We start from the raw sequence: 25,772 nt of genomic DNA, 5'->3' as shown, positions 1-25,772 counted from the left end.
GGCACGACTCGAGGGCATGAGCCCGGTTCAATACCGAGCTCACGCCCTCGCGGCCTAATCTGACTTCACGGTCCAATAAACCGGGACCAGTTCACTGGCACCGCGCCTCCCGTCACGTCTGCCCCTGCGTCCAGGGCACGTGGCCGGCACGCGGTGTTGCGGGTTTCCGTATCCGCGGCCGAGTGTCCGCAATGGACCGCACCGCGCATTGACCGCCTGCCAGCCCGCGACGATGGTTGGACACGCGGGGGAGAGTACCCACTCACCTGCGAAGCCGGCGGCGTCGTACCCGCGTCCCGCTGCTCGACCGACGACGGTCACCGTCGTCGATGCGTCATCCGAGGACGCGCCGCTCGTCACACGAGCCACAACCCGACAGCAACCCTGACCCGACAGGACCGCGCCCATGCCCGCACGTACCGTTCGCCCTGCAGACCCGAGGGTCTCCGTCGTCATCCCGGCGCGGAACGAGGCCCGAAACCTCGAGATCATCCTGCCGAAGCTCCCGCCGGTGTACGAGGTGATCCTGGTCGACGGCAACTCCGTCGACGACACCATCGCCACCGCGCAGCGCGTGATGCCCGACATCCGCGTCGTGCACCAGACCCGCAAGGGCAAGGGCAACGCCCTCGCCTGCGGGTTCGAGGCCGTCACCGGCGACGTCGTCGTCATGTTCGACGCCGACTGCTCCGCCGACCCGGACGAGATCCCGCGCTTCGTGCAGGCGCTCGTCGAGGGCGCCGACGTCGCGAAGGGCACCCGCTACTCGCTCGGCGGCGGCAGTGACGACATCACGATCGTCCGCAACCTGGGCAACCGTGGCCTGAACATGCTCTGCAACATCATCCTCGGCACCCGCTACAGCGACCTCTGCTACGGCTACAACGCCTTCTGGGCCGACGTCCTGCCGGAGATCGGCCTGCTGTCCTCCGAGCTGCCGAAGCCGTCCGACGGCTCGATGCTCTGGGGCGACGGGTTCGAGATCGAGACCGTGCTCACCTGCCGCTGGTCGGCCGCCGAGCTCGCGATCACCGAGGTCCCCAGCCACGAGAAGCTCCGCGTGCACGGCTCGAGCAACCTGAACGCCGTGACCGACGGCATCCGCGTGCTGAAGTCGATCATGCACGAGCGTCGTCGCGCAGCGATCGGCCGCTCCGAGGTCCGTCGTGCCGCGATGAGCGTCGTGCCGCCGGCCGAGCAGCTGGCCGCCGTACCGCACGCCGCCGCACCGCACGCTTCCGCTCCGCACGCTCCGGTCCACGCGGCCGGGCACGCCCCGCTCGGCGCGCACGCCCCGCACGGCGCCCCCGTCGCGGCCGTCGCCAGCCTCGAGGAGGAAGTCGCGTGACGACCGTCGCGGTCGTCATCTGCGCCTACACCCAGCAGCGCTGGGGCGACCTGCAGGACAGCGTCGAGTCCGCCAAGCGCCAGCCCGAGGCCCCCGAGGTCGTCGTCGTGATCGACCACGAACCCGAGCTCCTCGCCCGCGCCGCGGCGCGCTGGCCCGAGCTCCGCGTCGTCCCGAACACCGAGGACCGCGGCCTGTCCGGTGCCCGCAACACGGGCGTCGCCCTCACCGACGCCGACGTCGTCGCGTTCCTGGACGACGACGCGACCGCCGACCCGGACTGGCTCGGCCACATGCTCACCGCCCTCGAGGACCCGGACGTCGTCGGCGTCGGCGGCCGGGCCACACCGTCCTGGCCCACCGCCACCGGTGCCGGCCCGTACGCCGACGAACTCCTCTGGATCGTCGGCTGCTCCTACCGCGGCCTGCCCGAGACCCCCGGCGACGTGCGCAACGTCATCGGCTCGAGCATGGCGTTCCGCCGTGACGCGATCATGCTCGCCGGCGGGTTCCGCTCCGGCATCGGCCGCGTCGGCAACCAGCCGCTCGGCTGCGAGGAGACCGAACTCTGCATCCGCATCGCCCAGGCCCGTCCGGGTGCGCGCATCCGCCACGAACCGCGCTCGAACGTCTCGCACCGGGTCTCCCCGGACCGCGTGACGATGCGCTACCTGCGCCGTCGCAGCTACTACGAGGGCATCTCGAAGGCCGTCCTGAGCCGTCGCGTCGGCACGGGTGACTCGCTCGCCAGCGAGTCGACGTACCTGACGAAGGTCATCCCCGGAGCGGTGCTGCGCGAACTGCGCCACATCGGTCGCGGCGGTGCCCTGCGTGCCTTCGCGATCGTGCTCTCCGTCGCGTCGACCGTCACGGGCTACGCCGTCGGGCGTGTCCTCGGTGGCGTCGTCGTCCGCACCCCGGCGGCCGCCCCCGTCCCCCAGCCGGTGGGGACGCGGTGACCCGCGCGACCCTGGCGATGGTCATCTCGCCGATCGTGACCGGGCCGCTGTCCCCGACGTGGGACGGCGCCCTGTGGGTCGGCGAGGTCGACCGCGCCGACGTGCACGCGTCCAGCCACCGTGACGTGGTCGCACTCGAGGGCGCCGCGGGCTACCGGCGCGCCCGACTGCTCGTCCGCGACCACGGCGAGCCGCTCGGCTTCGTCGAGGCGGACATCACCGAGCGTCGCCGCATCGGCGGGACCATCGACGTCCGCACCCTCCAGCGCGCGATCCGGCCGATGCCGGTGCCCGAGCGTCGGCCGGCAGCAGGTCTGGTGCTGCCGTCCGTCACCGTGGTGCTCTGCACGGACGGGGCCGCTGGCACCACCATGCGGTCGGTGCTCGCCAACGAGTACCCCGACTTCGACGTCGTCGTCGTCTCGCACGGCGCCGACGACAGCGGCACCGCGACGGTCGAGATCGGCGGTCGGCGCGTCACCACGATCGCCGCGCCGACCGGTGGCCTCGCCGCCGCCCGCAACGCCGGACTCCTCGCCGCGAGCGGCGAGGTCGTCGCGTTCGTCGCCGAGGGCGCCGTCGTGGACGGTGACTGGGTCGCCGCGTTGGCCACCGCCTTCGCCGCGGACCCCGACGTCGCCTGCGTCACCGGGCTCGTCCCGAGCGCCGAACTGCGCACCCCCGCGCAGCGCTGGCACGACGACCGCACCGCAGCTGGCCGCACCGTCCGCCGTCGGGTGTTCCGCCTCGACGGCACCGACGACGCGCCCCCGCACCACCCCTTCGCCGCCGCTGCCTACGGCACCGGTGACAACCTCGCCGTGCACCGCGCGACCGCGCTCCGGATCGGCGGCTTCGACACCGCCTTCGGACCGGGCACCCGCGTCGGTGCCGGCGACGACCTCGACCTCTTCACACGACTGCTGTTCGCCGGATCCGCGATCGCCGTCGAACCGGCCGCCATCGCGTGGCAGCGATCGGCGGACGACGTCGCGTCGCTCCGCGCCGCTGCAGCCGCGCACGGCCACGGACTCGGAGCCTGGATGACCAAGAACGCCATCGACCGCGAGTCGCTCACCGCATCGGTGGACGCAGCGCCCGAGGCGCTCAGCGCCTTCGCACGACTCGGCCTCGAGCAGGGCGACCGTGCGACGGACATCGCCGGCGACCAGCCCGGGGACGCGGACCGCGTGCCCGACGCGGTCGACGCCGAGTTCGCCGCCACCCAGCGGCGGCTGCGCGGGGTCGAGCAGCGCTCGGTCCTGACGGCGCCGTTCCTGGCGCTCGTCGAACGACTGCGTGGTGGTGGCACGATCGACCGGAACGCCCGCGGTCGCCACGAGCTCCGGCACGGTCTGGCCTCGGCCGGTCCCGCCCGCCCGCTCGCGGTGGACGCGATGAGCCCGATCGCACGACTCACCGCAGCGGCGATCGTCGTCCTGACGCTCCTCGTCGCCGGGGTCGCCGCGATCGCCGGACTCCCGGTACTGCGGGGGAGTGCGATCGGCGTGTACCTGTTCGCGCTGCTCGGCGTCGCACCCCTGCTGCTCGTCCGCCCGATGCCGCTGGCACGCTTCAGCGTCTTCGCGGTCACGGCGTCGCTCGTCGGCACGATCGGCATCGGCTACACGATGGCGACGTTCCAGCTCTGGAACCCCACGGTGCCGTTCGTCGGGGTCGTCGTGCTCACCGCCGTCGCCCTCGCGATCGCCGTGCCGCGTGACGTCGCCGAACTGCAGCGCGCCCGCCTCGAGCCGGCCGCCGTGGGCGCCACGGCCCGTCGCTGGACCACCACCGACACCGTCACCGCCGGCTCGGTCGTCGGCCTGCTCGTCATCGTCGTCGCCGCGCTCACGCACATCGGCGACCCGGTGCCGGACGGGCTGTTCGGGTCGCTCGGCCCGGGCCTGGTCATCGGACTGGCGATCGTCGTCGCCGCTGCCGTCGTCGCCCTGGTGCGCGGTCGCGGACTCGCGATCCCGGTCGTCGTGCTCGGCGGGTCGATCCAGCTCGCACAGGCCATCACCTACGGCATGCCCACCGTGATGGCGGCCGCCCGTCACATCGGCGTGCTCGAGTACATCCGCCGCTGGGGTTCGACGAACCCGGCCGCCGACATCTTCCAGACGTGGTCCGGCCTGTTCGCCGGCGGCGCCTGGGTCGCGGACGTCGGCGGGATCGACAACGCGATGACCATCGCCGCGTGGGTCCCCGTCCTGCTGGCCTTCAGCACGACGATCGCCGTCGGGGTCCTGGCCGCCAACTGGCTGCCGGGCAACCGTCGCCCCTGGATCGCCGCGTTCCTGACCGCGATGACCGGCTCGCTCAACACGACGTACTTCTCGCCGCAGTCGGTGGGCATCCTGATGTCCCTGGTGATCCTCGTGCTGGCCGTCGGCCCGCTGCGACGCACCGCGGTGACCGCCGCCGACGGCGTCCGCTCGACGATCCTGCGGGCCCGCCGCGTCGGCCTGTCCCGGATCATCGCGATCACCCTGATCGGCATCGTGCTGGTCGTCACCCACCAGATCTCCCCGTACCTGACGGTCGCCGCACTCGTGACGCTCATCGTGTTCCGACTGCTCCGCCCCTGGTGGCTCCCCGTCGTGGTGCTCGTCCCCGCCGTCGGCTTCGCCCTGCTGAACGACGACATCCTCGGCAAGTTCCTGTCCCTGGGAGCCGTCGGCAAGGTGCTCGACAACGTGCAGCCGCCGTCGCACGACATGACGGTCCTGCCGAAGCCGCTCGTCACACGGCTCGCGTTCGACATCCCCGCGGCGGCCCTCGTGGTCCTCGGCCTCGTCGCCGTGATCACCGTGCTGATGCGCCGCGACCGCGTGCACTGGGGACTGCTGGCCACGGCAGCGAGCCCGATCTCGCTGCTCGTCGCGACGAACTACGGCCAGGAGGGCATCTTCCGCGTCGTGCTGTTCGCGACACCGTGGATCGCGATCCTGGCGGCGGGGCTCCCGATGCCCAGCGGCCGGCTGGCTCCCGTCGGTCGACTCGTCACCCGTGCGGTGCAGCCCACGGCGGTCAAGGTCGTCGTCGCTGCGGCCGCGGTCGCCGCGATGGTCGGCATCGGCGCGTTCGGTCAGACCGCCCTCGACTGGAACCGCGTCCCGACGCGCAGCCAGTCGGCGGCGACGCAGTTCTACGACGCGACCGCGCCGAAGGGCTCCATGATGCTGCTGACCGGTTCGGCGAACGCCGTCCCGAGCAACACCGGCGCACGCTACTTCGACGTCGGGGCGCTGTCCCGCGAGGTCCTCGGGGCGTACCCGGAGCCGGAGGGCTACGACGCCGAGGCCGACGTGTCCACGATGACCCGCCAGCTCGTCCTGGACTGGCCGGCGACGAAGTACTACGCACTGGTCGCCGAGCCCTTCGGCGCCTACGACGAGCGGTACGGGTACCAGACCGACGCCGACTACCAGGAGCTCGCGGCCGCGATGGCCGACTCGCCCTACTGGAAGCGCGTCTTCGGCTCCGGCACCACCGCCGTCTACGAACTGACCCCGGCTGGGCTGGCGCATGCGACGAACTGAGGAACGCACGGCCCGGGCCTCCCGGCGGACGTGGCGCACGCGCGCCGCGTCCGCCGCGGCGGTCCTGGGGGTCCTGGCGGTCGTCGTCGCCGTCATCGCCGGACCCGGCGGTGCGATGTCTGCCGACGCACGAGGTCGGAAGACACCGCCGCCGAGCACGCCGACCAGTACGCCGACGCCCACACCGACGCCGACGCCGACGCCCAGCAGCACACCGACGGGTGGCACGGCCGCCGCGAACGCCGACTGCAGCGCCGGCCGGGTCCTCACGATGGTGGCGCACGCCGACGACGACCTGCTGTTCTCCGGAACCGAGCTCCGCGCCGACATCGACGCCGGCAAGTGCGTCCGCTCGGTCATCGTCACCGCCGGTGACGCCGGCAAGCCCGCCTGGTACTGGCAGTCCCGCGAGAACGGGTTGATGGCGTCGTACGCGTCGATCGCCGGCGTCTCGTCGAACTGGACCGCCGGGCAGCTCTCGGTCGCCGGCCACACGCTCCGCACGGCGACCCTGGCGACGGCCCCGCGGCTCAGCCTGGTGTTCCTCGAGCTGCCGGACGGCAACATCGACGGCTCCGGCTTCGCGGCCACGGGCAGCGAGAGCCTGGAGAAGCTCTACGAGGGCCAGATCAGCACGATCCACACCGTCGCCGGGGCAGCCCAACCGACGTCCTTCTCGCTGACCGACCTGCGCGCGACGTTCTCCGGGCTCGTCACCGGGTACGCGCCGACCGAGATCCACACGCTCGACCACGGCGGCACGTACGGCGACGGCGACCACAGCGACCACCACACCGTCGCGTACCTCGCCGACCAGGCGCAGTCCGCCTACACTGCGGCGCACACGTTCACGGGCTACCTCGGGTACCCGATCGCGGACCGCCCGTCGAACCTGAGTTCCGCGCAGACGGCCGCGAAGGCCGCCGCCTTCTTCGCGTACGCCGCGTACGACGGTGAGACCTGCGGGTCCACCTCCGCCTGCGCGTCGCGCCCGGAGGGCTCCTGGCTGAGCCGGCAGTACGCCGTCGGCTCGTCGGCCCAGCCCCCGACGGACCCGCCGACCTCGCAGGGCACCGACGTCACCGCCGGCGCGACCGTCACCGCGAGCGCCGAGAACCCGGCCGACGGTCAGACCGCCGTGAAGGCCGTCGACGGCGTCGTGAGCGGCTACCCGGACGCTCCGACGGCCGAGTGGGCGGCGCCCGGCGGCCGGGCGGGCACGTGGATCCAGCTGAACTGGTCGGCGGGAACCACCCTGCACGAGATCGACCTGGCCGACCGGCCGAACAGCGACGACCAGGTGACCGGCGGCACGCTGACGTTCTCCGACGGCACCAGCGTCGCCGTCCCGTCGCTCGACAACGGGGGAGCCGTGCAGCGTGTCGCGTTCAGCGCCCGCCAGGTCACCTGGGTGCGGTTCACGGTCGGTTCCGTGAGCAGCACGACCCGGAACGTCGGCCTCGCCGAGATCCGGGCGTTCCGGCCGGCGGACACCACGCCGACGCCCACGCCGACGCCGACCCCCACGCCCACCCCGACGCCGACCCCCACGCCCACCCCGACGCCGACGCTGTCGGACGTCACCGGGTCGGCCACCCCGACCGCCGCGTGGGACGACCAGTCCACCGGGCAGACCGTCGCGAAGGCCGTCGACGGCGTCGTGTCGGGCTACCCCGACAACCCGACGGCCGAGTGGGTCGCCCCGTGGGGCCGGACCGGGGTGTGGATCCAGCTGGACTGGGCCGCCTCGCAGCACCTCGGTCGGATCGTCCTGAACGACCGCCCGAACAGCTCGGACCAGGTCACCAGCGGCACCCTGACGTTCTCGGACGGCAGCCAGGTCGCGGTGGGCACACTGCCGAACGGCGGCGACGCCCTGACGGTCGACTTCACCCCGCGTGACGTCACCTGGGTGCGGTTCACGGTGACGGGCGTCTCGAACAGCACCGGCAACGTCGGTCTCTCCGAGATCCGCGCGTGGACGACCGGGTGACCGACGAGCAGGGCGACGGCCAGGAGGCCCGCCCCACCTGGTCGGAACACGTCGCCGACGACGCGGCATCCGCCCACGGCGCCCCACCGGCACACGGTCGCGGCCTGTCCCGGCACCGGCCGCCGCGGCGCCCCGGCACCCGCCGGACCGCGCTCGCGGCCGGCGCCCTGCTCGTGGTTGCCGGCATCGTCGCCGGCACCACGACCGCGACCACCACGGCGAACGGTGACGACGTGACCCTCGACGACCCGAGCGGCGTCTCGATGCCGAGCTCCGAGCCCGAGGGGTGGACCCGGGTGTTCGGCGAGGACTTCGCGGACGCCGCCACGAACCGGACCTTCGAGTCCCGGTACTCGGACCGGTTCGTCGCGTACCACGGGTTCGCCGACACCGCGGGGACGGGGCGCTACCAGGCGTCCACCCTGTCGGCGCACGACGGCGTGCTCGACGTGCGTCTGCGGACCACGCGCGCCGGGGTGCCGCTGGCGGGCGGTGTCGTGCCGCTCGTCGACGGCGAGTGGGGCGGGCAGACCGCCGGCCGGTACAGCATCCGGATGCGCAGCGACGAGGTCGACGGCTACGGCGTCGCCGTGCTGCTGTGGAGCGACGAGAACCTGTGGTCGGACGGTGAGATCGACTTCCCCGAGGGGGCGCTCGGTGCGCCCGCCTGGCTGAACGTGCACTGCCTGGCCGACCCCGCCGAGAAGTGCATCCACCAGCAGACCGAGGCGTCGCTGCAGGACTGGCACACCTACACGATCGAGTGGACCGCCGACCGGATGTCGTTCCTGGTCGACGACGAGGTCGTCGGCACGACCACGGAGAACATCCCGACCGCTCGGATGCACCTCGTGGTGCAGGCCGGGTCGAACGACGGGAACCCACCGGCGGACGCCGCCGGGTCGCTCCTCATCGACTGGATGACGATCGACGTGCCGGCGGACGGTGCCGCGCCGAGCGCGTCGCTGCCGGACGACACCGCGACGACGGACCCGAACGACTGAGCGGTGCCGACGTCGTCGTCGGCACCGCTCGGTCTTCGTCCATCAGTGCTTTGCGTGCGCCTCGAGCGCCCGGAGCAGCGCCGCGACGTGCCGCTCCCGGCCGTAGCGGTCCCGCACCCAGGCGCGGCACCGGTCCGCGAGTCCCGGTTCGGTCCCGGCCGCGTGCAGCGCCTCGAGGACCTTGTCGGCCAGCGCGGCGGTCTCGGTGGGGTCGACGGTGAAGCGCGTCCACTCGCCGCTGAGGATCTCGGCGGTGCCGCCCGACGCCGCCGCGACGACGGGGCGTCCGGTGGACATCGCCTCGACGACCACGCGGCCGAACCCCTCGGGCTCGATGGAGGGTGCCACCACGACGTCGGCGGCGTGCAGCAGGGGGACGACGTCGTCGCGCTCGGGCACCACGACCACGGATCCCTCGGGCAACGCGGCGATCGCGCGGTGCACGGCGGGGGCGTCCTGTGGGTACAGCGCACCCGCCAGGACGAGCACCGGAGCCGGGGCGGGCGGTGTGCCGGGCCCGACGAGGACGCGGGCCGACGCGTGGACGCGACCCCACGCCTCCAGGAGGGCCAGGACGCCCTTCGACCGCGTGAGCCGTCCGTAGTAGAGCACCACGGGGCGGTCCTGGTCGAGGCCGAGCGCAGCGCGTGCTCGGCGTGTGCTCGCCGGCGTGGCGGCGGGGAACGCCGCGGTGTCGACGCCGTTCGGGACCACGTCGACGCGGTCCGGCGGGGCACCGACGGCGGTCCACGCACGGGCCATCGCCGCCGAGACCGCGAGGTACCGGGTCCGGCCGCCGGCGAACGGGCCGAGCCGACGGTAGTTCGGGGCGTGGTGCAGGTGCACGGCCAGGGGGACGCCGGACACGAAGGACACGACGCGGCCCCACGGCAGGAACTCCGGACGGTTCAGCCACAGCACGTCCGGGCGTGACCGGCGGAGGCGCAGGCCCTCACGGACGAAGCGGAACACGTCCGTCGGGGCGGTCCGGATGCCGAAGCGGTAGTCGCGGGCGTGGCGCAGTCGGACACCGAGCCGGTCGAACACCGCGCGGCCCTCGTCCGGGTCGCCGTCCGGACCGGCGCGGTGCCACACCTCGACGTCGTGGCCGGCTGCGACGAGCTCGCCGACGTCCTCGACGACGCAGCGTTCGACACCGCCGGTGATGGCGAGTCCGTTGGTGGCGACGACGACACGCAGCGGACGGGGGGTGGAACGGGTCATGCGGATCCTCCGCGAGCGAGTTTCAGGCGGCGGAAGAACCAGGGCAGGCACGCGGCGACGCCGACGATGCGCACGATGTTCCACGCCAGGTCCTGCGGCGGGAGGAGCGAGGCCGCAGCGACGACGATCGCGATCGCGATGGCGAGCAGCACCCGGCGTCGAGGGCCGCGCCACTCACGGCGGTCCGGCAGGGAGGCCTGCTGCAGCGCGGCGAGGATGGCGTAGGCGATGACCGTGGCGATGCCCGCGCCGACGATGCCCGTCAGGGGCACCAGCACCAGGTTCGCCGCGATGTTCACGACACCGGCGACGGCGCCGATGACGCCGACCGTCACGCCGCGGCGCTCGACCAGCAGGAGCCGGCCGGTCGCACCGCTCGCGACCACCGGGAACGCGGTCAGGGCGACCACGAAGACGACGACGGTGAGGGACTCGACCCGGTACGACGCCGGGGCCAGGATCGGCAGCGCCACCGGCGACACGAGGGTGACGGCGACGAGCACGGGGGCGAGGAGCATGTAGAGCTCGTCCCGGGCGTGCATGGCGAGCCGGCGGCGGGCCACGGCGTCGCGGAGGGCGGCGAAGTGCGGCGCCCAGGCCTGGTTCGTGAAGGTCAACAGCAGGATGACCGCGGAGCCGACGACGTAGGCGATCTGGTAGCGGGCGACCTCGTCGGCACCGAGCAGACGCTGCACGACGAGCCGGTCACCGGCGTTCAGGACGAAGTACGACAGGCTGCCGAGCGCGATCGGGACACCGAGCTTGAACGCCCGGACCGTGGTGCGGTGGTCGAACAGACCGCGGACGCGCGGCTTCGTGGCGATGATGCCGATGACCATCGCGGCACCCTGCGCCACGACCCCACCCCACGCGTACGTGGTCGCGTCAGCGTGCACGGCGGCGAGGAGCCCGAGACCGATGATCGACCCGCCGACGGACGACAGCAGGCTCGTCACGGCGAACACGCGGATGCGGTCCTGGGCGACGAGCAGCGCGAGGGACAGCTGCACGATCGCGGCGGGCCCGGTCCAGAGCACGGCGACCAGCAGCAGGGGGTGCTGGTCGACGAAGCCCGCGGCGTCGCCCCAGAGCGGGATCGACACCAGGGCGAACACGGTGACGGTGACCGCGGTGACCATGCCGACGAACATCAGGCCCCGGGCACGCCGGTCGTCGCCGTCCTCGGCGCGCTGCAGCACCGACGCCTGGTCGATGCCGCAGACGGCCACGACCACCAGGGCCTGGTACAGCGCGATCGCCGAGGCCAGCACGCCGAACTCGGCCGGTGGCATCAGGTGCGCGAGCACGGGGGAGATCAACGAGCTCACGACGAGCTGCATCGACCAGACGACCACGTAGAGCAGGCCCCGGCCGAACAGGACGGACGAGCCGCGTGCGACGGCGATCGAGTCCGTGTCGGTGGACAGCGCGCCGGGGGCCGCCGGCTGCACGGACGCCTCGAGCTCGTCGTCGTCGGGCTGTGCCGCCAGCGCAGCCGCCTCGGCCGCACGCGCCTCGCGTCGGGTCTGGGGGACGGTCACTGTGCCACCACCACCGGCTGGTCGTCGGCTGACGTGCGGAGCCCGAAGGTCGCGTCGACCACGTCGAGCAGGTCGGTGCTCCGGGACGTCGAGAACTTCCGGGCGAACACGTACGGGGTCGACTGGTCAGCCGCGGTACGACGCTCCAGCACCCGGCCGGCGTCCTCGATCCCGAGCCACGGCGGGCTCTTCTGCTTCGTGCCGTCCCACCCGATCCACCAGAGCGGCTGCACCGCGTGGGCGTCCGCGAAGTCCGGGGTGAACGCCGGGGTCAGCAGGACCGACGGCACGAAGGTCTCGTCGCCGATCCACACCCGCTCCCAGAACGCCACCAGGTCGGGGCGCCCGTCGAACACGTCGACGACCCCCTGCGCGTGGTGGCGGGCCAGGACCTTGAGCTGCGAGCCGCCGCCGAACACGACGTCCCGCGGGACCCGACGGGGGACCGGCAGGCGCAGCATGTGCTTCCGCCACGCCCAGTGCCGGAACCGCACGCGCGACCGACCGCCGTCGCGACCCCACGCGGGGTGCGGGAGCGGCTTCGCCTCGACGAACGACCGCCCGGGGTTCGCGGTCAGGAGCGCCGAGATCTCGTCGGCGTCGGCCAGCGGGTAGTCGCTGCCGGTCAGCAGCGCCACGTGCGTGGCGTCCGTCTGCGCCAGGGCAGCACGGTAGCCGGCGACCTCGGCCGCGACGTTCTCCCACTTCGCCCACCCGGTGCGCATCCGCGGCAGCACGTGCACCCGTTCGGGCAGGCCGGCGGTCATCGCCTCGAAGACGTCGTCGTCGGTGCTCGCGTCGCAGTGCAGGAACACCGGGAACGGGTCGAGCGCCGCCACGAGCCGACGGACGTGCGTCGGGTCCTCGTGGGCGAGGACGATGCACGCGAGTGGCGTGGGAGTGATGGCCATGTCCGCGACGCTAAGCGGGCCCGGCAGCACCGACAAGGGAGGTCGGGACCACCTGCGGGGGAACGGCGGTTTCCCGCAGGCGCCCCCCGATCGAGGGGGGTCGCGAGGGGGATCGCGTCAGGGGGATCTCGTCAGCGGGCGCGGCGGAACTTCGGGCAGTCGCAGAGCGCGCAGTCCGTGCCCGGACGGTAGTGCTCGTGTGCCGCCTGGGCGTGCCCGCACGTGCTGCACGCGGCGTCGTCGGCATCGAGGTGCACCACGACGAGGTCGGACGCTTCGGGGTCCGGAACCAGGTGCAACGTCGGGCGTGGACGCCTGGTCAGGCCGAGCCGGTCCATCGTTCGGGCCAGCGGCATGCGTCCTCCTCGTGTCCGGCGGGGACCGGGGTCGCACCGGCGGGTCGACCGGCGTCTCCCGCGAGTCTAGTGGCGGCAAACCGCAGCCTCCCCGCATCCTCCGAGCATCGCGGTTGACCCCCTGTCGACGCGCGCGGAGCATTGCCACGTCCACCCGACCAGACCGGCCCGACGGGACGAACATGACCGACCACACCACCACCGCGGAACGAGCCCTCACGCTCGACCCCGCGATGCCCTCGCCCGACGCCCCCACCTGGGTCGGAGCTGCCTGGGTCGGCGCCGTCGACCGGTCCGCAGCGCTCGCCGCCGACACCGTGCACCTCGCCGGCGCCGACGGCTTCCGCCGCGCCCGCCTCATGGTGCGCGACGGCCGCGACGTCGCCGGGTTCGTCGACGTGCGCGTCGACGACCGCGGGGCGGTGGACCCGGCCGAGCTGGGACCGGCCCTGCGCCGGTTGCCGGCCCCGGGCCTCCCGGTCGACGCCCCTGCGGACGGCGCACGCGTCTCCGTCGTCATCGGCACCCGCGAGCGCCCCGTGGCGCTCGCGCGCGCCGTGCGCTCCGTCCTCGACTCCGCCTACGACGACTTCGAGCTGTTCGTCGTCGACAACGCCCCCGTCACCAGCGGCACCCGCGACGTCGTGGCCGCCGTCGACGACCCGCGCGTGCACTACGTCCTCGAGGCACGTGCCGGCGTCTCCCGGGCCCGCAACGCCGGACTCGCACTGGCCACCGGCGGCATCGTCGCGTTCATCGACGACGACGTCGTCGTCGACCGCCACTGGATGGCCGCCATCGCCGCCGCCTACGACCGCGACGCCGACGTCTGGTGCGTCACCGGACTCGTCCCCAGCGGCGAACTCCGCACCCCCACGCAGCGCTTCTTCGACGAGCGGGTGACCTGGGCGCGGAACCTCGAGCGCCGGGTGTACCGCACGTCCGCCCCGCCGGTCGACGAGCCCCTGTTCCCCTTCACCGTCGGCGCGTTCGGCACCGGCGCGAACATGTCCGTGCGCCGCGACGCCGTCCGCCAGCTCGGCGGCTTCGACGTCGCCCTCGGCCCCGGCACCCGCGCCCGAGCCGGTGAGGACCCCGACCTGTTCACCCGCGTCCTGCTCGCCGGTGGGGCGCTCGCCGTGGAGCCCTCGGCCGTCGTCTGGCACGAGCACCGCAAGGACCGTGCCGCGTTGCGCTCGCAGGCGATCGGCTACGGCACCGGGCTCGGCGCCTGGGTGACGAAGCTCGTGCTGCGGCCCTCGACGGCGTTCGCGGTGCTGCGGCGTGCGGCCGGCGCGCTCCGCCGGCTCGGTGCGCTCGGGCAGGGTGCCGACGAGCGCCCCGTCGACGCGAGCGGCGGCTGGCCCGTCGACGCCGAGTTCACCGAGGCGACGCGCGGGCTCAAGCGCGCCGAGCTGACGGCCGCGCTGGGTGGGCCGTGGCGGTACCTGGCCGGGCGGCTGACCGCGCGCTGAGGCGCCGGGCGCCGGGCGCGGCTGGGCGGGGTCGCCGCACCCGGTTTGCGACAAGACGGTCGTCGTACGACACGTGTCTTGTCGCTTGTTGCGTGCGCAACGGTTGCGTGCGCGTGGGGGCGACGTCCTCGACGTCGTGCGACATCGCGAGTGTCGTACCGCGTCGGTCGGACCCGACAACGAACGGACGGGAGGCCCGTGGCGACACTGCCACGGGCCTCCCGTCCGTCACGCTGCGCGACTACGGCCGGAAGCGGCCGGCCTCGACGTCGCGCCAGCGGCGTCGGCTGCGGAACCAGGCGGCCGGGCCGGCGGGGAACCCGCGCAGCTCGTGGTACGCCAGGGTCTTCGGGATGCGCGTGGTCGAGGCGTCGTTGGTGACCTCGGTCGCGGCGTCCCGGCGTCCGGCCAGGCGGGAGAGCATCTGCTTCGACTTGACCTTCGCCGCGAGCGGCATCAGGCGTGCGAGGACGGCGACGTGCCGCTTGTCCTTCGCGGCGAGCGCGAACATCAGCGCGGTGAAGCCGACGCCGTTGCCGTGCAGCTGCTTGTGCAGGTCCTCGATGGTCTGGCGGTGCCGGTGGTGCACGACCGCGCGGGGCTCGAAGCCGATCTTCCCGCCGCGCCACAGCGTCTCGATGAACATCGCCAGGTCCTCGCCACCACGGGCGGGGGAGCCGGCGCCGAGGGTGTGGTCGAAGCCGCCGACGGCCTCGATCAGGGTGCGACGGTAGGCCATGTTCGCGCCGGCGCCGTACGCGCCGATGCCGTAGACGGCGAAGTGCTTGAGGACCTCGCCGGACGGGGTGACCGCCGAGACGCGGGCGTGCCGCATGGTGCCCTGCACGTCGTCCGGGACGATCGTCACGGGCGAGAAGGTGCGCTCGGCGCTGAACCCGCCGTAGTACGCCTCGTACCAGATCTGGGCGGGGGTGGTGAGCTCGCTCGGCAGGATCACGCCGGTGACGGCGTCCAAGCCGGGCTCGCTGACGAACCGGGACCCGATGGCGCGGAGCCACTGCGGGTCGACGCGGACGTCGTCGTCGGTGAAGGCGATGACGTCGCCGGTCGCGGCGGCGACACCGGCGTTCCGTCCGGCGGACAGACCGGGGCGGCGTTCCTCGACGAGGCGGACGTTCCGCCCGGCGAGCATCGCGGGCAGCGCGTCGCCGGCGGGGACGCGGACGCGGTTGTCGACGAGGATGACCTCGTGCCGCGGGTAGTCGAGGTGCTCGAGGACGTCGAGCAGCTTGCCGAGGTCCTCGACGCGGTCGACGATCGTGGACACGACGACCGAGATGGTCGGCAGGTCGTCGTCGGACACCGCAGGGACGTCGGCCAGGACGGTCTCCTGCAGCGCCTCGAGGGCGCGGGCCGCGTCTGCGGGGTCGTCGGTGAGCAGTACGTCGAGGGTGCCGGTGGGGTGGCCGCCGCGGTAGCCGATCACCATGGCGGACTCGCCGGTCTCGTCGGCGACGAGACGGGGGAGCGGGGCGTCGAGGTCGACGCCGATGACACGGCGCGGTGCGGGCACGGTGTCGGCGGGGTGGAGGGTGGCCATGTCGTGGACGCTACGTGGGGCCGTGGGTGCGGACAACGGTGCGGGACACCGGTGGCGGTGTTCATGCGGAGTTCCGCAGTGGCGCGCAGGGGTCCCTCGAACGAGGGTGAGCGCTCACCCAGGAAGTCTCCGGGACTTCCAAGGTCACGCTCAGGTCACGGAACCGATGCAACCGGTTGCGGAACCCCTGCGGCGGGCGTAGCTTCCTCCACCAGCAGGCAGCGGCGCCTGCTCCAGGGCAGTGTCGTCGAACCCGATCGATGCCCCCTGGTGATCTCAATGAGGAGACAACGCTGTGAAGACAACACGCTCCAGGGTGCGGTTCGCATCCGTTGCCGGGGTCGCCGTCATCGGCCTCGTGCTCACCGGCTGCTCGAGCGGGAGCTCCGGCGCCGGTTCGGACGACGCCAAGAGCGGCCAGGACAGCCGCGGACCCATCACGTACGTGCAGGGCAAGGACAACTCGAACGTCGTCCGCCCGCTGATCGCGAAGTGGAACAAGGCCCACCCCGACGAGAAGGTCACCTTCAAGGAGCAGTCCGACCAGGCCGACCAGCAGCACGACGACCTCGTGCAGCACTTCCAGGCCAAGGACGCCAACTACGACGTCGTCGACGTGGACGTCGTCTGGACCGCCGAGTTCGCCGCGAAGAGCTGGCTGACGCCGCTGACCGGTGACATGAAGATCGACACCTCGAAGCTGCTGCCGGCCACGGTGAAGACCGCGACGTACAACGACACCCTCTACGCCGCCCCGCAGACCTCGGACGGCGCGCTGCTCTACTACCGCAAGGACCTCGTCAAGACGCCTCCGACCACGTGGAAGGAGATGATGGCCGACTGCCAGATCGCGAAGGACAAGGGCATCGGCTGCTACGCCGGGCAGTTCGCGAAGTACGAGGGCCTGACGGTGAACGCCTCCGAGGCGATCAACGGCTCCGGTGGTTCGGTGCTCAGCAAGAGCGGGGACCCGGACGTCGACACCTCGGACGCCAAGGCCGGCCTGCAGAACCTGGTCGACGCGTTCAAGGACGGGAACATCCCGGCCGAGGCGATCACGTACCAGGAGGAGCAGGGTCGCACGGCGTTCGAAGCCGGCAAGCTGCTGTTCCTGCGCAACTGGCCGTACGTCTACAACCTGGCGAAGACCGACGGGTCGAGCAAGGTCAAGGACACGTTCGGCATCGCGCCGATCCCGGGTGCGGACGGCACCGGTGCCTCGACGCTCGGCGGCCACAACGCCGCGATCAGCGTGTACTCGAAGCACAAGGCGACGGCGCACGACTTCCTCGAGTTCCTCATCTCGAACGACACGCAGAAGTTCTTCGCGACGCAGGGGTCGCTCGCCCCGGTCGTCGGTGACCTCTACACCGACTCCGAGCTGACGGGGAAGCTGCCGTACCTGCCGACGCTGCTCAAGTCGATCGAGTCGGCGGAGCCGCGCCCGGTCACGCCGTTCTACCCGGCGGTGACGAAGGCGATCCAGGACAACACCTACGCGGCGCTCAAGGGATCGAAGTCGGTCGACGAAGCCATGAAGGACATGCAGGACGCCCTCAAGGCGGCGACCAGCAGCTAGCGACACGCGGCTCACGCCGCATCGGACTGGAGGCACGGTGCCATCCCGGCACGTGCCTCCAGTCCGCCCCTACTTGCGTTCCGACACCCCCGGCAAGGAGGCCGACCCGTGTCAGCAGCAACCGAGATCCCCGCAGCCATCCCCAACCCGACGGGCATGGAACCGAAGCGCCAACGGCGCAAGGGCGGACTCAACGCCGAGCACGGCCGGTGGGCCGTGTACCTCATCGGCCCGACGATCCTGCTCCTCGCGATCGTCATCGGCTACCCGGTCATCAGTGCGATCATCCAGTCGTTCCAGCTCGACCAGGGCCTCGACAAGGCCACCGGCCTGTTCGTGCAGGGCGGGTTCGCCGGCATCACGAACTACGCGCACTGGCTCGGCCAGCAGTGCGGCAACGTCACGTGCCCGCCTGGCAGCCTCGGCTCCCAGTTCTGGGTGTCGATGGGCAACACGTTCTTCTTCACGGTCGTCACCGTGGCGTTCGAGACGGCCATCGGCGTGTGGATGGCGATCATCATGAACCGCAACTTCAAGGGCCGCGCGCTCGTCCGTGCCGCGATCCTGGTGCCGTGGGCGATCCCGACGGCCGTCACCGCGAAGCTCTGGTACTTCATCTTCGACGCGAACGGCGTCCTGAACCACGTCCTCGGGCAGCAGATCCTGTGGACGAGCGGCGAGTGGGCGTCCCGGTGGGCGGTCATCATCGCCGACACCTGGAAGACCACACCGTTCATGGCGCTGCTCATCCTGGCCGGGCTGCAGCTGATCCCGGAGGAGGTCTACGAGGCCGGCAAGATGGACGGCGCGTCGACGTTCCAGCGCTTCGTGCTCATCACCCTGCCGCTCATCAAGCCCGCGCTGATGGTCGCGATCCTGTTCCGCGTGCTCGACGCGCTGCGCATGTACGACCTGCCCGCGATCCTCACCGGCGGTGGCGGTGGTTCCGGCAACGCCACCACGACCCTGTCGATCCTGGTCGTCGAACAGATCCGGCAGGGCTTCAACTCCGCGTCGGCCCTGTCGACCATCACCTTCCTGGTGATCTTCATCGTGGCGTTCGTCTTCGTCCGGTTCCTCGGCGCCAACGTCGTGCAGACGCAGGCCGCCCAGCAGAAGGGTGAACTCAAGTGACCCTCGCAGCAGACCGCCCCCGGTCCACCGCAGCAGCACGCGACCGCGCCGTTGACCGCGCCGACGTCCGGGTCCGCCGCGACACCGGCCCCCGGATCCGCACGGCCGTGCAGGCGATCGTCATCGCCGTGTGGTGCCTCCTGCCGTTCTACTGGATGGTGGTGACGAGCTTCCGCGACGTCGGGTTCACGTTCGACGCCACCCCGTGGCCGACGCACGTCACGCTCGACAACTACGCGACGGCGTTCTCCACGTCGCTCGGCAACCACCTCGGGCGGGCGCTCGCCAACAGCCTGCTCATCGGCGGCGTCGTGACGATCATCGCCCTGCTCGTCGGCACCACGGCGGCGTACGCCCTCGCCCGCCTCGAGTTCGGCGGCAAGTCGCTCATCGCCGGCGCGATCCTGGCGGCCTCGATGTTCCCGGGGGTCGCGCTCATCTCCCCGCTGTTCCAGCTCTTCACGGACATCGGGTGGATGGGGACCTACCAGGCGCTCATCCTGCCGAGCATCTCGTTCGTGCTGCCGCTGACGGTCTACACGCTCGCGTCGTTCTTCCGCGAGATGCCGTGGGACCTCGAGGAAGCAGCGCGCATCGACGGCTGCACCCGCGTGCAGGCGTTCCGGCGGATCATCCTGCCGCTCGCCGCCCCCGCGGTGTTCACGACAGCGATCCTGGCGTTCATCTCCAGCTGGAACGAGTACCTGATCTCCTCGCAGCTCTCGAGCGACGCGACGCAGCCGGTGACCGTGGCGATCGCCTCGTTCGCCGGGTCGCAGCCGCACCAGGAGCCGTACACGGCGGTCATGGCCGCGGGCACGATCGTCACGATCCCGCTCGTCATCCTGGTCCTCATCTTCCAGCGACGCATCGTGGCCGGTCTCACCGCCGGTGGCGTGAAGGGTTGACGACCATGGCACAGCGCGGACCCACCCGGCCCACGGCCCGGATCGAAGAGGCGATCGGCTTCGTCGGCATGTTCGGCATCCTGTTCCTCGGCGCCACGGTGTTCTGCGAGGTCACCGGTCGACCGGCACTCGGCTGGGCACTCACCCTGCTGGTGTGCGTGCTCGGGGTCGTGGCGCTCGACCGGTGGCGGGTGCGGGTACTCCGCCGCCACGCGGTCGTCGACGGGGCCACCGACGGCATCGGTGCCGCTCCTGCCGTCGCCCCCGTCCGCACCGCTCGCGGCGACGACACCCGTCGTCAGCCACGGCCCTCGGCGGACGGGCGGGTGCACCAGCACAGCGGGTGGGACGAGCTCGCACCAGCGGGTCGTCGTGCACCGCACCGAGCGCACCGGACCGCAGCGGCCGTCGCGCAAGCAGTCCCCGGCACTGCAGCCGACCGTCCGGCGGGCGTGACACACGGTACGGACGGCTGACGGGCCTCCCGGGTCGCATCGATGGGGATCCAGGAGATCGCGACCGTCACGGGACTGTCGAAGTCCACGGTGTCGCGAGCGCTGCGCGGCATGGAGAACGTGGCGGAGACCACGATCGACGAGGTCCGACGGGTCGCCGACGAGCTCGGGTACGTCCCGAGCTCGGCGGCGGCCGGCCTCGCCACCGGGCGGCAGCGCGCCGTCGGCGTCGTCGTCCCGGTGATCGACCGGTGGTTCTACGTCAAGGCGCTCGGCGGCGTCGACGCAGAACTCCGGCGGGCCGGGTACGACCTCGTGCTCTACAACCTGGGCGGGCCGGGCGGCGACCGCGACCGGGCGTTCCGGCGTTCGATGCTGCGGCACCGTGTGGACGCTCTGGTCCTGCTGTCCCTGGTGCTGGACGCGACCGAGCGTGCCGAGCTCGAACTCACCCGGCACCCGATGATCGTCATCGGCGGACCCGCACCGGGCCTGCGGAACATCGGGGTCGACGACCGAGCCGTCACCCGGATCGCGGTCGACCACCTGTGCGGACTCGGACACCGACGGGTCGCCTACGTCGGCGGGCAGGACGAGGCCGGCATGAACGTGGCGGTGCCGCACTTGCGGCGGGACGGGTTCGTCGACGCGATGCGGGCCGCCGGACACGCGGTGCCGGACCGGTGGCTGCTCGACGGGCGGTTCTCGTTCGCCGGCGGGCTGGCGGCGGGGAACGCGCTGTTCGGCGGGCGCGCTGGTGCCGGCGCCGGTGCTGGCGCCGGGCCCGATCGTCCGACTGCCGTGTTGTGCGCCTCGGACGAGATGGCGCTCGGGGTGCTCCTCGCCGCTGGGCAGGCCGGGCTGTCGGTGCCGGGGGACGTCTCCGTGATCGGGATCGACGGCCACGAGTACGGCGCCACCGTGGGCCTGACGACCGTGGCACAGGACCCGGAGGCGCAGGGGCGCGCAGCGGCGCGGGCCGTGCTCGCCGAGGTCGACGGCGGCGCTGCCGGAACGATCGTCGCGGCGCCGGCGCACCTGGTGGTGCGGGGGACGACGGGGCCGCCGCCGGGGTGAGGGTGTGTGGGGCGTGGGCGGGATCGACTCGGGACGACGATCCCGATGTCGCACGACAACAGGAACGTCGTTCCGAGTCGGCCCCCGCCCGAGCCCGCCCGGCCCGCCGCGGGTAGCGTCGCCCGCATGGAGGTCACGAAGCTCGAACACGCCTGCCAGATCCTGTCGGACGGCGATGCCCGCCTGGTGCTCGACCCGGGCGACTTCACCCGCCCCGTCGACGCGACCGGGGTCGTCGCGGTCGTCGTCACCCACGAACACCCCGACCACGTCACGCCCGAGCAGCTGCAACGGATCCTCGCCGCCAACCCCGACGCCGTGGTGTTCGGCCCCGAGGGCGTCCGCGCGGCGCTCGCCGACTCCGGCATCGCGGTCGAGGTAGTCACCGACGGCGACCACCGCACCGTCGGCCCGTTCGAGCTCGACTTCCACGGCACGCGGCACCAGCTCATCCACTCCTCGGTGCCGATCGTCGACAACACCGGCGTGCTCGTGAACCGCACGCTCTTCCACCCCGGCGACTCGTACACCGACCCGGGCGTGCCCGTCGAGGTCCTCGCCGCACCCGTCGGTGCCCCGTGGCTCAAGGTCGCCGAGATGATGGACTACGTCGCCGCGCTCGCCCCGGCCCGTGCCTACCCGATCCACGAGGCCACACTCTCCGACATCGGCTACGGCATGCACACCGGTCGGCTCCGCGAGGCGCTCGCCCCGAGCGGCGTGCTCGAGATCCTGCGGCCGGGGGAGTCGCTCACGATCTGACCGCGCGGGGCCGCGCAGGACCGCGCCGTCGTCGTTTCGTGAGCAGAAATGGTCGGGTGGGACCGACCGACGCGACCATTCCTGCTCACGAAGCGCGGCTCCGGACGTGCGCGCGGTCGGACGGGAGGCCCGTGGCGGGCCCGCCCCGCGCCTCCCGTCCGATGGGCGGTCGCGTCCACGGCCGTGCGACCGATGCGTGTGCATGTTGCGACAGAACGCGCGTCGTTCGACGGGTGTTTCGTCGCTCGATGCGCACGCAACGGATGCGTGTGCACGTTGCGACAGAACGCGCGTCGTTCAACCGGTGTTCTGTCGGAATCTGCACGCGCAGCGAGCGCCGTATGCCGGGCGCGGCATGGCGGCACACCCGGGCGACACGCCTCGTTTTGGCGCGATGCGCGGCTTGTGCAATACTTGTCGAGTTGTCGGAACGGCCCCATCGTATAGCGGCCTAGTACGCTGCCCTCTCACGGCGGTAACGCGGGTTCGAATCCCGCTGGGGTCACCACAGGTGACATGCTCCGAGTCCGACAACAGCCGCGGCCCCATCGTATAGCGGCCTAGTACGCTGCCCTCTCACGGCGGTAACGCGGGTTCGAATCCCGCTGGGGTCACCAGCACCACGAAACCCCCGATGAGCTCCGGCTCGCCGGGGGTTTCGTCGTCGTGTGCCAGGCTGCTTCCGTGTCCAGTGCCGTCCAGCTCATCCGGTCCGCAGCGCTCAGCGATGTCGCGGAGTACGCCTACGCGTCCACCGTGGCGGCCGGGACACGGCTCGTGTTCCTCGCGGGGGCGTGTCCGCTCGACGAGCACGGCGCGACGGTCGCCGTCGGTGATGTGGCCGGGCAAGCCGCGCAGTGCATCGCGAACCTGCGGACGGCGCTCGCAGCCGCCGGCGCGGGGGTCGACGACCTCGTCCAGACGCGGGTGCTCGTCGCGACGACCGAGCAGCAGGACCTCGTCTCCGCCTGGGACGTCGTCCGCGCCGCGATGGGAGACCACGACGTGCCGAGCACGCTGCTCGGCGTGACCGTCCTCGGCTACGACGACCAGCTCGTCGAGGTCGAGGCGATCGCCGCCGTCGCCGACTGAGCAGTACGCTGGACGGGTCGTCAGACCCGGCAGTGGGGCCTGCCGGACCCAACCGCGCACAAAGCGCCAACGGTCCCTATCCCGAGAACACCGCACGCGCGGAGACGATCCGGCGTGCTCGGCGATAGGAGTACCGATGACCGATGCGCGACCGCCGCACCTCCGCTGGCGCTTCCTCGCCCTCGTCGCGCTCGGCGGCGCGATCGGGACCGCGATCCGCGCACTGCTCGCCGAGGCGTTCCCCGGCCACGACGGCATCAGCTGGGCGATCCTCGCGATCAACGTCGTCGGGGCCTTCTGTCTCGGGCTCCTGCTCGAGGCGCTTGCGATGCGTGGGCCCGACGTCGAGGGGCGCCGCACGCTCCGGCTGTTCGTCGGCACCGGCGTGCTCGGCGGCTTCACGACGTACAGCACGCTCGCGGACGACACCGCGCAGCTGATCGACGTCGGTCGGTGGGGTGCGGGCAGCGGGTACGCACTGCTGTCCGTGGTCCTCGGGCTCGGCGCCGTCGCGCTCGGGGTGTTGATCGCCGGGCGGCTCCGACCGCGTCCGACCGGCCCGGACGGAGGCGCGTCGTGAACCCGCTCGAACTGCTGCTCGTCGCCGTCGGCGGGGGAGTCGGAGCCGCGCTCCGGTTCCTGCTCGACGGCCTCGTCAAGACGCGCACGTCCCGCTCGCGGACTGCCGGGTTCCCGCTCGGGACCGTGCTGATCAACGTGTCCGGATCGCTCGTCCTCGGCCTGCTCACCGGCCTCGGGCAGGCCGGGACGATCCCGCTCCCGGCGGTCGCGGTGCTCGGGACGGGCATGATGGGTGGGTACACGACGTTCTCGACGGCGAGCGTCGAGACCGTCCAGCTCCTCCGATCCGGCAAGCCCCGGCTCGCCGTCCTGCACGGCCTCGGGATGCTCGTCGTCTCGGTCGGCGCAGCTGCGCTCGGCCTCTGGATCGGAAGGAACTCATGACCTCGGAACGCCCCGGCGAACTCGTCCTCGTCCGTCACGGAGAGACGGAGTGGTCGAAGAGCGGGCAGCACACCGGCCGCACCGACATCCCGCTGACGGACAACGGTGTCGAGCAGGCGAAGCGCGCCGGCCGGTACCTGGCCGACCGCTCGTTCGCGTTGGCCCTGTCGAGTCCGCTGCAGCGTGCCCGCGACACCGCGCACCTGATCGGCGTCGACCCGGAGCTCGACGAGGACCTGTACGAGTGGGACTACGGCGCGTACGAAGGGCTCACCACTCCGCAGATCAAGGTGCTGCGCCACGGGCCGTGGGACCTCTGGACCGACGGAGTACCTGCCGGTGACACCCCCGGTGAGAACGCCGCCGAGGTCCGGGTCCGCGTCGAGCGCATCCTGAACCGCGCTCGTCCGGTGCTCGCCGAGGGACAGGACGCCGTGTTCATCGCCCACGGCCACGTGCTGCGTGCCCTCGGCGCCGCGTGGATCCGGCTCGCGCCGCAGGACGGTGCCGTGCTGAAGCTCGGCACCGCATCGGTCAGCGTCCTCGGGTACGAGCACGGCCGCCCGGTCATCGACGCCTGGAACATCCAGCCCCGCGACTGACGCGCCCGTTCTTTCCCCGAACGCGCGCGATGGTCGGTGGGATCGGGCACACCTGGTCAGAAGAAACGACCAGGTATGCCCGGAACGACCAGGTACTCAGATGGTACGGATCGCGCTCGTGGCACCCAGGGCTCGGCCGCGCCGCCGCTCGATCGCGCGCCCCACGAACAAAAGCCCGACGCTGACGAGCGCACCGAGGGTGGTCTGCGCGACCCGGTCGAGCGCGAGGAGCTCCGGGGCCTCGGGCAGGCTCAGCCACGACACGGCGAGGGCGAGCGGCGTCAGGAACAGCAGGCAGACGGCGTAGTTCCGGGCGACGAAGATCTCCGCGAAGAACTGCCCCACGACGGCGATGACGACGATCCACCACGCCGACGGCTCGAGCAGCAGGATCCCGACGGCGATCACGGTGCCGCCGATCGTGCCGATGAAGCGCTGGAACGCCCGGATCACGGTGTGCCGCTGGCGGAGGGCGGGCAGGGTCGACACCACCGCGATGACGGCCCAGTACGGGTGCCCGAGCCAGGGGATGGTCGACGCCACCGCGCCGGCGACGAGCGACCCCACGACGTTGAGCGCCACGGTCTCCCACAGCGCGGCCGTGCGGAGGATGCCGAAGCCGCGCTCCTTGAGCGGCGCCAGCGGCCGGAACCGGTGCGGGGCGCGCGGGTGCCACACGTGCCGGATGACGAACCCGGACATCGCGACGAGCCACGCCCAGACGACCGAGCAGACGATGATCGTCGCGACGAGCGGGACGTCCGCGGGCCTGAGCGGCACGAGTGCGGACACCACGAACGCGAACACGGGGAAGATCGGCTGCGCGGGGATCGTCCGCAGGGTCGACAGGGTGCAGACCGCGACGACGAGCACGACGACGAGCCCGGTCGCCTGCAGCCAGAGCGGGGAGCCGAGCAGGGCGACACCGATGCCCGCGAACATGCACAGGGTCTGCAGCGCACCCGCGACGCCGGTGGTGACGGCGCGCTGCCGGTACGGCTCGGTCGCCCCGAAGATCGCGGTGAACCCGGCGAACATCGCGAACGCGGCGTAGCCCGGCATCCCGAGGGCGATGAGCAGCGCCAGTGGTGCACCGCCCGCGATCGCTGCGCGTGCCGCGCCCTCGAGGTTGATCGTCCGGGTCGAGTGCGCAGGTGTCGTCATGTCCCGACCATCTTCCCACCGCGACGGGTGTCGCGGAGTCGCCACGGGCCTCCCGGTCGACCGCCGCACCACGTGGAGAACGCGACGACGCGTTGGTATACCAATGGTAGAGT

At 72.3% G+C, this 25,772-nt stretch carries 22 protein-coding genes and 2 tRNA genes; 18 read left to right on the top strand and 6 right to left on the bottom strand.

Features of this window, described 5'->3' with window-relative positions; all coding sequences use genetic code 11:
• The first annotated feature begins 406 nt into the window (after window positions 1-406).
• From ACIPV1_RS05160 to ACIPV1_RS05140, 5 genes are read left to right on the top strand one after another with little or no spacing between them, the layout of a single operon-like run.
• Window positions 407-1,348: a glycosyltransferase family 2 protein gene (locus ACIPV1_RS05160; protein WP_123937655.1), complete on the top strand. Its 942-nt coding sequence runs from the start codon at window positions 407-409 to the stop codon at window positions 1,346-1,348.
• Entirely contained in the window at window positions 1,345-2,307 is a 963-nt protein-coding gene (locus ACIPV1_RS05155) for a glycosyltransferase family 2 protein (RefSeq protein ID WP_123294830.1), read from the top strand. Before ACIPV1_RS05160 ends, ACIPV1_RS05155 begins: the two co-directional genes overlap by 4 nt.
• Complete coding sequence (locus ACIPV1_RS05150) at window positions 2,304-5,855, top strand: glycosyltransferase (protein WP_123937656.1); 3,552 nt, start codon at window positions 2,304-2,306, stop codon at window positions 5,853-5,855. The genes ACIPV1_RS05155 and ACIPV1_RS05150 overlap by 4 nt, the downstream gene beginning before the upstream one ends.
• A complete protein-coding gene (locus tag ACIPV1_RS05145) occupies window positions 5,842-7,848 on the top strand; it encodes a PIG-L family deacetylase (RefSeq protein ID WP_123937657.1) in 2,007 nt (668 codons plus the stop codon). Before ACIPV1_RS05150 ends, ACIPV1_RS05145 begins: the two co-directional genes overlap by 14 nt.
• Entirely contained in the window at window positions 7,845-8,852 is a 1,008-nt protein-coding gene (locus tag ACIPV1_RS05140; RefSeq protein ID WP_123937658.1) for a glycoside hydrolase family 16 protein, read from the top strand. The genes ACIPV1_RS05145 and ACIPV1_RS05140 overlap by 4 nt, the downstream gene beginning before the upstream one ends.
• 42 nt (window positions 8,853-8,894) lie before the next feature.
• Here the strand turns inward: ACIPV1_RS05140 and ACIPV1_RS05135 are convergent, their stop codons facing one another.
• The 4 genes from ACIPV1_RS05135 to ACIPV1_RS05120 form a co-directional block, all read right to left on the bottom strand.
• Window positions 8,895-10,076, bottom strand: a complete 1,182-nt coding sequence (locus ACIPV1_RS05135) for a glycosyltransferase family 4 protein (protein ID WP_123937659.1) — start codon at window positions 10,074-10,076, stop codon at window positions 8,895-8,897.
• Window positions 10,073-11,617: a lipopolysaccharide biosynthesis protein gene (locus tag ACIPV1_RS05130; RefSeq protein WP_123294825.1), complete on the bottom strand. Its 1,545-nt coding sequence runs from the start codon at window positions 11,615-11,617 to the stop codon at window positions 10,073-10,075. The genes ACIPV1_RS05135 and ACIPV1_RS05130 overlap by 4 nt, the downstream gene beginning before the upstream one ends.
• Window positions 11,614-12,528: a beta-1,6-N-acetylglucosaminyltransferase gene (locus ACIPV1_RS05125; protein WP_111086034.1), complete on the bottom strand. Its 915-nt coding sequence runs from the start codon at window positions 12,526-12,528 to the stop codon at window positions 11,614-11,616. The genes ACIPV1_RS05130 and ACIPV1_RS05125 overlap by 4 nt, the downstream gene beginning before the upstream one ends.
• A gap of 131 nt (window positions 12,529-12,659) precedes the next feature.
• Complete coding sequence (locus ACIPV1_RS05120) at window positions 12,660-12,884, bottom strand: hypothetical protein (protein WP_123937660.1); 225 nt, start codon at window positions 12,882-12,884, stop codon at window positions 12,660-12,662.
• Between the two features lie 182 nt (window positions 12,885-13,066).
• Here ACIPV1_RS05120 and ACIPV1_RS05115 point away from each other — a divergent pair, with 182 nt between their 5' ends.
• Entirely contained in the window at window positions 13,067-14,359 is a 1,293-nt protein-coding gene (locus ACIPV1_RS05115; RefSeq protein ID WP_402725868.1) for a glycosyltransferase family 2 protein, read from the top strand.
• Window positions 14,360-14,600: 241 nt separating this feature from the next.
• Here ACIPV1_RS05115 and ACIPV1_RS05110 read toward each other — a convergent pair whose 3' ends face one another.
• Entirely contained in the window at window positions 14,601-15,920 is a 1,320-nt protein-coding gene (locus ACIPV1_RS05110; protein ID WP_131846380.1) for a glycosyltransferase, read from the bottom strand.
• 295 nt (window positions 15,921-16,215) lie between these two features.
• On the opposite strand from ACIPV1_RS05110, the gene ACIPV1_RS05105 reads away from it, so the two are divergent.
• The 12 genes from ACIPV1_RS05105 to ACIPV1_RS05050 all read left to right on the top strand — a co-directional run bounded on the left by ACIPV1_RS05105 (window position 16,216) and on the right by ACIPV1_RS05050 (window position 24,495).
• Window positions 16,216-17,499, top strand: a complete 1,284-nt coding sequence (locus ACIPV1_RS05105) for an ABC transporter substrate-binding protein (protein ID WP_132100189.1) — start codon at window positions 16,216-16,218, stop codon at window positions 17,497-17,499.
• Between the two features lie 156 nt (window positions 17,500-17,655).
• Window positions 17,656-18,633: a carbohydrate ABC transporter permease gene (locus tag ACIPV1_RS05100; protein WP_131879923.1), complete on the top strand. Its 978-nt coding sequence runs from the start codon at window positions 17,656-17,658 to the stop codon at window positions 18,631-18,633.
• The gene (locus ACIPV1_RS05095) at window positions 18,630-19,541 is read left to right on the top strand and encodes a carbohydrate ABC transporter permease (RefSeq protein WP_123339855.1); all 912 of its coding nucleotides are present in this window, start codon (window positions 18,630-18,632) and stop codon (window positions 19,539-19,541) included. The genes ACIPV1_RS05100 and ACIPV1_RS05095 overlap by 4 nt, the downstream gene beginning before the upstream one ends.
• 5 nt (window positions 19,542-19,546) lie before the next feature.
• Window positions 19,547-20,017 carry a hypothetical protein gene (locus ACIPV1_RS05090; protein ID WP_185021104.1) on the top strand — a complete coding sequence of 157 codons (471 nt, stop codon included), beginning with the start codon at window positions 19,547-19,549 and terminating at the stop codon, window positions 20,015-20,017.
• A 21-nt stretch (window positions 20,018-20,038) separates the two neighbouring features.
• Window positions 20,039-21,073 carry a LacI family DNA-binding transcriptional regulator gene (locus ACIPV1_RS05085; RefSeq protein ID WP_123937665.1) on the top strand — a complete coding sequence of 345 codons (1,035 nt, stop codon included), beginning with the start codon at window positions 20,039-20,041 and terminating at the stop codon, window positions 21,071-21,073.
• Window positions 21,074-21,199: 126 nt separating this feature from the next.
• Window positions 21,200-21,835 carry an MBL fold metallo-hydrolase gene (locus tag ACIPV1_RS05080; RefSeq protein ID WP_402725867.1) on the top strand — a complete coding sequence of 212 codons (636 nt, stop codon included), beginning with the start codon at window positions 21,200-21,202 and terminating at the stop codon, window positions 21,833-21,835.
• A gap of 432 nt (window positions 21,836-22,267) precedes the next feature.
• Window positions 22,268-22,343 (top strand) — tRNA-Glu (locus tag ACIPV1_RS05075).
• Window positions 22,344-22,376: 33 nt separating this feature from the next.
• A tRNA-Glu gene (locus ACIPV1_RS05070) sits at window positions 22,377-22,452 on the top strand.
• Window positions 22,453-22,519: 67 nt separating this feature from the next.
• A complete protein-coding gene (locus ACIPV1_RS05065) occupies window positions 22,520-22,927 on the top strand; it encodes a RidA family protein (protein WP_123937667.1) in 408 nt (135 codons plus the stop codon).
• Window positions 22,928-23,063: 136 nt separating this feature from the next.
• A complete protein-coding gene (locus ACIPV1_RS05060; protein WP_402725866.1) occupies window positions 23,064-23,507 on the top strand; it encodes a fluoride efflux transporter FluC in 444 nt (147 codons plus the stop codon).
• Complete coding sequence (gene crcB / locus ACIPV1_RS05055) at window positions 23,504-23,893, top strand: fluoride efflux transporter CrcB (protein ID WP_173168736.1); 390 nt, start codon at window positions 23,504-23,506, stop codon at window positions 23,891-23,893. Before ACIPV1_RS05060 ends, crcB begins: the two co-directional genes overlap by 4 nt.
• Window positions 23,890-24,495, top strand: coding sequence for a histidine phosphatase family protein (locus ACIPV1_RS05050; protein ID WP_123339850.1), 606 nt, complete (start codon window positions 23,890-23,892; stop codon window positions 24,493-24,495). The genes crcB and ACIPV1_RS05050 overlap by 4 nt, the downstream gene beginning before the upstream one ends.
• 96 nt (window positions 24,496-24,591) lie before the next feature.
• On the opposite strand, the gene ACIPV1_RS05045 is transcribed toward ACIPV1_RS05050, so the two are convergent.
• Window positions 24,592-25,659 carry an FUSC family protein gene (locus tag ACIPV1_RS05045; protein WP_402725865.1) on the bottom strand — a complete coding sequence of 356 codons (1,068 nt, stop codon included), beginning with the start codon at window positions 25,657-25,659 and terminating at the stop codon, window positions 24,592-24,594.
• Between the last annotated feature and the right edge of the window lie 113 nt (window positions 25,660-25,772).

Source organism: Curtobacterium sp. NPDC089991, assembly GCF_044748425.1.
GTDB lineage: Bacteria > Actinomycetota > Actinomycetes > Actinomycetales > Microbacteriaceae > Curtobacterium.
This window is presented reverse-complemented; position numbering and strand designations above follow the sequence as displayed.